At 59.7% G+C, this 5,305-nt stretch carries 6 protein-coding genes; 3 read left to right on the top strand and 3 right to left on the bottom strand.

The features are described from left to right. Positions 1-166 precede the first annotated feature (166 nt). Positions 167-1,351 carry a 4-hydroxybenzoate 3-monooxygenase gene (pobA, locus tag ACRESD_RS18450; protein ID WP_431752231.1) on the bottom strand — a complete coding sequence of 395 codons (1,185 nt, stop codon included), beginning with the start codon at positions 1,349-1,351 and terminating at the stop codon, positions 167-169. 189 nt (positions 1,352-1,540) lie between these two features. Here pobA and ACRESD_RS18445 point away from each other — a divergent pair, with 189 nt between their 5' ends. Then, positions 1,541-2,416: a helix-turn-helix domain-containing protein gene (locus tag ACRESD_RS18445; protein ID WP_431752230.1), complete on the top strand. Its 876-nt coding sequence runs from the start codon at positions 1,541-1,543 to the stop codon at positions 2,414-2,416. Here the strand turns inward: ACRESD_RS18445 and ACRESD_RS18440 are convergent. Together ACRESD_RS18440 and ACRESD_RS18435 are read right to left on the bottom strand one after the other, a co-directional pair. Next, positions 2,409-2,588, bottom strand: a complete 180-nt coding sequence (locus ACRESD_RS18440; protein ID WP_123715057.1) for a hypothetical protein — start codon at positions 2,586-2,588, stop codon at positions 2,409-2,411. The two genes, ACRESD_RS18445 and ACRESD_RS18440, sit on opposite strands and share 8 nt — an antisense overlap. 100 nt (positions 2,589-2,688) lie before the next feature. Next, positions 2,689-3,594 (bottom strand): LysR family transcriptional regulator, encoded by a 906-nt coding sequence (locus ACRESD_RS18435; protein WP_431752229.1) that lies wholly within the window; start codon positions 3,592-3,594, stop codon positions 2,689-2,691. Between the two features lie 105 nt (positions 3,595-3,699). Between ACRESD_RS18435 and ACRESD_RS18430 the strand changes: the two genes are divergently transcribed. Both ACRESD_RS18430 and ACRESD_RS18425 read left to right on the top strand, forming a co-directional pair. Beyond that, complete coding sequence (locus ACRESD_RS18430; RefSeq protein ID WP_431752228.1) at positions 3,700-4,566, top strand: MBL fold metallo-hydrolase; 867 nt, start codon at positions 3,700-3,702, stop codon at positions 4,564-4,566. 34 nt (positions 4,567-4,600) lie between these two features. Beyond that, complete coding sequence (locus ACRESD_RS18425) at positions 4,601-5,215, top strand: NAD(P)-dependent oxidoreductase (RefSeq protein WP_431752227.1); 615 nt, start codon at positions 4,601-4,603, stop codon at positions 5,213-5,215. The last annotated feature ends 90 nt before the right edge of the window (positions 5,216-5,305 follow it).

Here is a 5,305-nt window from a genome sequence, read left to right as displayed (position 1 = left end):
GGTCTGGTCCAGGGCTCCGAGAAAGATCGCCATCATCAAGGCGACGAGCACACTGCGTACGGCGGGAACGGGTTGGATGGGCTGATTCAGGTGGGTCACGGCAGAACCTTCGAGCAAGACCCGCGAGGCAGGGAGGGCGCGCGGGAATGCTCGATACGATAGCAGGCTACTCGATAGCTTCGTAAGGAAGGCCGACGTAATTTTCTGCGATGGTCTGGCGACCGGCCTGCGAGTGAATGAAGTATTCAAGCTCGCTCTGGGCAATACGCTGGCTGAAGGCATCCGCCTCCGGAAACGCGTGCAACATCGAGGTCATCCACCAGGAAAACCGTTCGGCCTTCCACACACGCCGCAAGCAGATGGCGGAATATCGCTCCAGCAAGTCCACCCGCCCTTCGCGGTACACCTTGAGCAAAATCCGATACAGCGTACTCACATCACTGGCCGCCAGGTTCAAGCCCTTGGCCCCGGTCGGCGGCACGATATGCGCGGCGTCCCCCAGCAGGAACAGACGCCCGTACTGCATCGGTTCCACCACAAAACTGCGCAGTGGCGCGATGCTTTTCTCGATTGACGGGCCAGTGACCAATCGTTGCGCAAGCGGGCCTGGCAGGCGGGTTTTAAGCTCATCCCAGAAGCGCTCATCCGGCCATTCCTCCAGCGCTTCATCCACCGGGACTTGCAGGTAATAGCGGCTGCGGGTCGGTGAACGCATGCTGCACAGGGCAAAGCCGCGTTCGTGCTTGGCATACACCAGTTCGTCATGAATCGGCGGCGTGTCGGCCAGGATGCCCAGCCAGCCAAAGGGGTAGACCCGCTCGAAAACGCTCAGCGACTCGGCCGGGATCGACTGCCGGGCTACACCATGAAAGCCGTCGCAGCCGGCAATGTAGTCACACTCCAGGCGAAAGGTTTCGCCCTGGTGCTCGAAGGTCAGCCAGGGCCGATCACTTTTCAGATCCTGGGGCTGCACATTCGACGCTTCGTACAAGGTGACAGCGCCAGCAGCGGCGCGGGCAGCCATGAGGTCGCGGGTGACTTCGGTCTGGCCGTAGATCATCACCGATTGGCCACCGGTCAGTGCCTTGAGGTCGATGTGGGTCAGTTCGCCATTGAGTGCGAGCTCGAAACCGTCATGCACCAGCCCTTCGGCGTCCATACGTCGGCTGACGCCCGCCTCGCGCAAGAGGTCGACCATGCCCTGTTCCAGCACCCCGGCACGTATGCGACCTTGCACATAATCGGCGCTCTGGCGCTCTAGAATCAGGGTCTGGATACCCGCGTTGTGCAACAACTGGCCTAGCAGCAATCCCGAAGGACCGGCGCCAATAATGGCGACTTGGGTTTTCAGCATTTTCATTATTTTTATCGCCCGCAAGCTTCACCCGAACCGATCAAGTGAAAGAGTTGTCATTGCTCTTGTTGCTGACATTTTTCGCTTGAGCGAGCAGCATAAGAAGGTGAAAACTGCCAGAAAGCCTGCACTTTTTGCCAATTGGGGCGATTACCGCACCACTGTCCTGAGTATCGGATTGAAACCATGACCAAAACCGCGATTCCGGTCTTCAAGCTTTACGGAGAAAGCCAGCAATGGCCGACACCCGATTTGTTGCACTGCGAAACCATTTCCCGACGGAGTCGGGAATACCAGTGGGAAATCCAGCCCCACCGGCACGCGGATCTGTGCCAATTGCTCTACGTCCACAAAGGCCAGGCTCACCTGGAAATCGAAGGCCAGCGCACCACGCTCAACGAAGCCACCCTGCAGGTGCTGCCGCCCTTGTGCGTGCACGGGTTTCGGTTTGCCGAAGAGGTGGAAGGCTACGTGGTGACGTTGTCGGCACCGCTGGTCAGCCACTTGCAGGCGCAGTTGGGCTCGACGGTCGGCGGCCTGCAAACCTTGGGAAATTATCCGGCGGGCAAAGACAGCGAGTATCTCAACGCGCAGTTCGCCCGCCTGCAGGACGAATACGCCGATGAGCAACCGGCGCGCGACATGATGATGCATGCCCTGGTCAGCGTGCTGCTGGTGTGGATCAGCCGTCAGGCGATCCAGCGGCGCCACCCACGGACGCCCCGGGGGCGCGAGTATTTTCGCCGTTTCACCCAGTTGGTTGAACAGCATTACCGCGAGCATCCCAAGATCGAAGACCTGGCCCACAAGCTGGGCATCTCGGTCTCACACTTGAACGGGACCTGTCGGGAGTTGGGCGGCCAGCCCGCGTTGCAGATCATGCACGACCGCCAGTTGCTGGAGGCCAAGCGCTTGCTGACTTACACCAGCATGACCATCAATGAAATGTCGGAGGTGTTGGGGTTTTCCGACCCAACGAATTTCTCTCGGCTGTTTCGCCGACGGGTCGGGTTCTCACCCAAGGCGTTTCGCGAGCAATTGAAGGCTGAGCAGCCTACCTGAGCGCGCTGAAACTGCCGGTGCGGGGAACGCATTGGTCCTGATGACAACTGATTGCGAATGCCGCCGGTTGCATACGTGTTTGTTCAACACGGTAGGCGGCAGTCCCATACAGCGCCGTGGCGAATGCGCTGAGGGTGAAAATCATCAGGTATTTTCTGGTTTTGATGCTCATGGCACAGACCTCTGCACGGATCTACACAGTGCTGTTATAAGCATAGGTCAGTCAGGGCTAGTTGCCATTATTGGGCGTCATTCAACAGGTTTATGTCGGTTTACAGACCGACGTCCCACACCGGCTCTTCCGGAAAGCGCAGTACCAGGAAATCCAGCAGGCTGCGCAGGGCCGACGGCATGTGCTTGCGTGAGGCATACACCGCGTAAATGCTCATATGCCGGGGCTCAGCCTGCGGTAACAAGCGCACCAGCTCGCCTGCGCGAATGTAGTCACCGGCCTGGTAGCTGGGCAATAACGACACGCCGGCACCGGCCAGGGTCGCACGCAACAGGGTGCTCGATTCGTTGGCGGTGATATTGCCCTGCACCGGTACCGAGACATGCTCGCCCCCTTCTTCGAAATGCCACAGGCTTTTGCCGAAATAAGAGTGGGTGAGGCAGTTGTGGCTGGCCAGCGCTTCAACTTTCTGCGGGGCAGGATGCTCGAGCAAATAAGCCGGCGAAGCACACACCATGGAACGACAGACAGTCAGGCGCCGGGCAATCAGGTTGGGGTCCAGGTCATTGCTGGTGCGGATGGCCACGTCGATACGTTCGTCCACCAGGTTCACGGTGCGGTCGAGCATTTGCATATCCACCGTCACCAAGGGGTAGAGCTTGACGTATTCGGCGATAGCGTCCGCCAATTGCGCCTGGCCGAACGAGGTGCTGACACTCAAGCGCAACAGGCCACGAGGCGCGTCATCGGGTTCGGCGACGGCGGCTTGCATGTCGCAGCACAGATCCAACAGTTGCTTGCAGCGCGGCAGGGTTTCACTGCCGGCGGCGGTCAGGCTCAGCTTGCGCGTGGTGCGGTGCAACAGGCGCGCGCCGACCCAGTCTTCCAGCTCGGCCAGATAGCGCGAGACCACGGGGCGTGACAGGTCCAGGTGGTCGGCGGCGGCGGATTGGCTGCCCAAGTCCACTACAGTGACAAACACGCGCATTGCTTGAAGACGATCCATGATTTGCCCGCTTTCAGAAACAAACTATGTCCAAGCATCGCATTTTTTGTTGCGTTTGGTGCAACTAAGCTCTGTGCATCCCTTAGCAACGGCAGGAGCTGCCCGATGTTCTCGACCTTCAAACGCTTGACCCTGGCCACCGCCGCCCTGGCTTTTGCAGCCCACGCGGCAGCGGCCGACCTTAAACTCGACGTGTACAACCCAGGCGAAGCCGCGATCTTCCCGGTCAGCTCGGTGCTGGTCAGCGGTGCCAAGGACGCGATCCTGGTGGATGCGCAGTTCGGCAAAAGCCAGGCCGAGCAGCTTGTGCAAAAGATCCGCGCCAGCGGCAAGCACCTGACCACTATCTACATCAGCCATGGCGACCCGGACTACTACTTCGGCCTCGATACCCTGACCGCCGCCTTCCCCGACGCCAAGGTGCTGGCACCGCAACCGGTAGTCGACCATATCAAGGCCACCGTGGCTGGCAAGCTGGAGTTCTGGGGCCCGAAAATGGGTGCCGACAAACCGGCCAAAACCATCGTGCCGCAAGTGCTTGAGGGCCACAGCCTGACACTTGAAGGTCAGCAACTGGACGTCGTCGGCCTGGACGGCCCGCAGCCGGATCGCAGCTTTGTGTGGATTCCATCGATCAAGGCGGTGGTGGGCGGCGTGGTCGTCGCAGAAAACATCCACCTGTGGATGGCCGATACCCAGAGCGCGCAGTCCCACAAAGATTGGTTGGCTACGCTACAACGTATCGAACAGCTGAAACCGCACACCGTGATTCCAGGTCACTACTTGGGCAGCCCGTCGCTCAAATCCGTAGCCTTCACCGCGGACTACATCAAAGCGTTCGACGAAGAAACCGCCAAGGCCAAGGATTCCGCCGCCCTCATCGCGGCCATGAAGAAGCGTTACCCAACCCTCGCTGACGAAAGTTCGCTAGAACTGAGCGCCAAAGTCGCCAAGGGCGAAATGAAGTGGTGATTGGTTTTAAACCCTGATCGTACTGGAGAATGTCATGAGCAAGATCGCAATCATTGGTGCCACCGGCCGTGCCGGTAGCCAACTGCTGGAAGAAGCGCTGCGCCGTGGGCATACCGTCACTGCCATCGCTCGTAACACTGACAAGCTGGCGGCGCGCCCGGGCGTGACTTTCAAGCAAGTCGACGCCTTGGATGCCAACGCCCTGCAACAAGCCGTGAGCGGCAATGACGTGGTGATCAGTGCGGCACACTTTTCTACACTACCGGCCAGTGCCGTCATCGGCCCGGTGAAAAAGGCCGGTGTGAAGCGCCTGCTGGTGGTGGGTGGCGCCGGTTCGCTGTTGCTGCCCGGTGGCGGCCGCGTGATCGACAGCCCGGGCTTCCCGGCTGAATACAAAGCCGAAGCCAGCGCGGGTGCGGAGTTTCTTGACACATTGCGCCAGGAAAAAGAGTTGGATTGGACCTTTCTGTCGCCGTCGGCGGAGTTCGTGGAGACCGAGCGCACCGGCAAATTCCGCCTGGGCCAGGATGATTTGCTGGTGAGCAGCGAAGGTCGCAGTTGGATCAGTTTTGCTGACTTCGCCATCGCGTTGATCGATGAAGTGGAAACACCGAAGCATTCGCGCCAGCGCTTCACCGTCGGCTACTGATTCAACTCGGTAAAACTGTGGGAGGGGGCTTGCTCCCGATAGCGGAGTGTCAGTCACTGCATCTGTCACTGATCCACCGCTATCGGGAGC

This window comes from Pseudomonas sp. (assembly GCF_050739995.1).
In the GTDB taxonomy this organism is placed as follows: Bacteria; Pseudomonadota; Gammaproteobacteria; order Pseudomonadales; family Pseudomonadaceae; genus Aquipseudomonas.
This window is presented reverse-complemented; position numbering and strand designations above follow the sequence as displayed.

What these genes read in the sequence shown, in the direction of transcription:
- ACRESD_RS18445 (WP_431752230.1), top strand. Translation starts at nt 1,541, where the DNA reads ATGACCAAAACCGCGATTCCGGTCTTCAAGCTTTACGGAGAAAGCCAG.
- ACRESD_RS18440 (WP_123715057.1), bottom strand. Translation starts at nt 2,588, where the DNA reads ATGAGCATCAAAACCAGAAAATACCTGATGATTTTCACCCTCAGCGCA.
- ACRESD_RS18435 (WP_431752229.1), bottom strand. Translation starts at nt 3,594, where the DNA reads ATGGATCGTCTTCAAGCAATGCGCGTGTTTGTCACTGTAGTGGACTTG.
- ACRESD_RS18430 (WP_431752228.1), top strand. Translation starts at nt 3,700, where the DNA reads ATGTTCTCGACCTTCAAACGCTTGACCCTGGCCACCGCCGCCCTGGCT.
- ACRESD_RS18425 (WP_431752227.1), top strand. Translation starts at nt 4,601, where the DNA reads ATGAGCAAGATCGCAATCATTGGTGCCACCGGCCGTGCCGGTAGCCAA.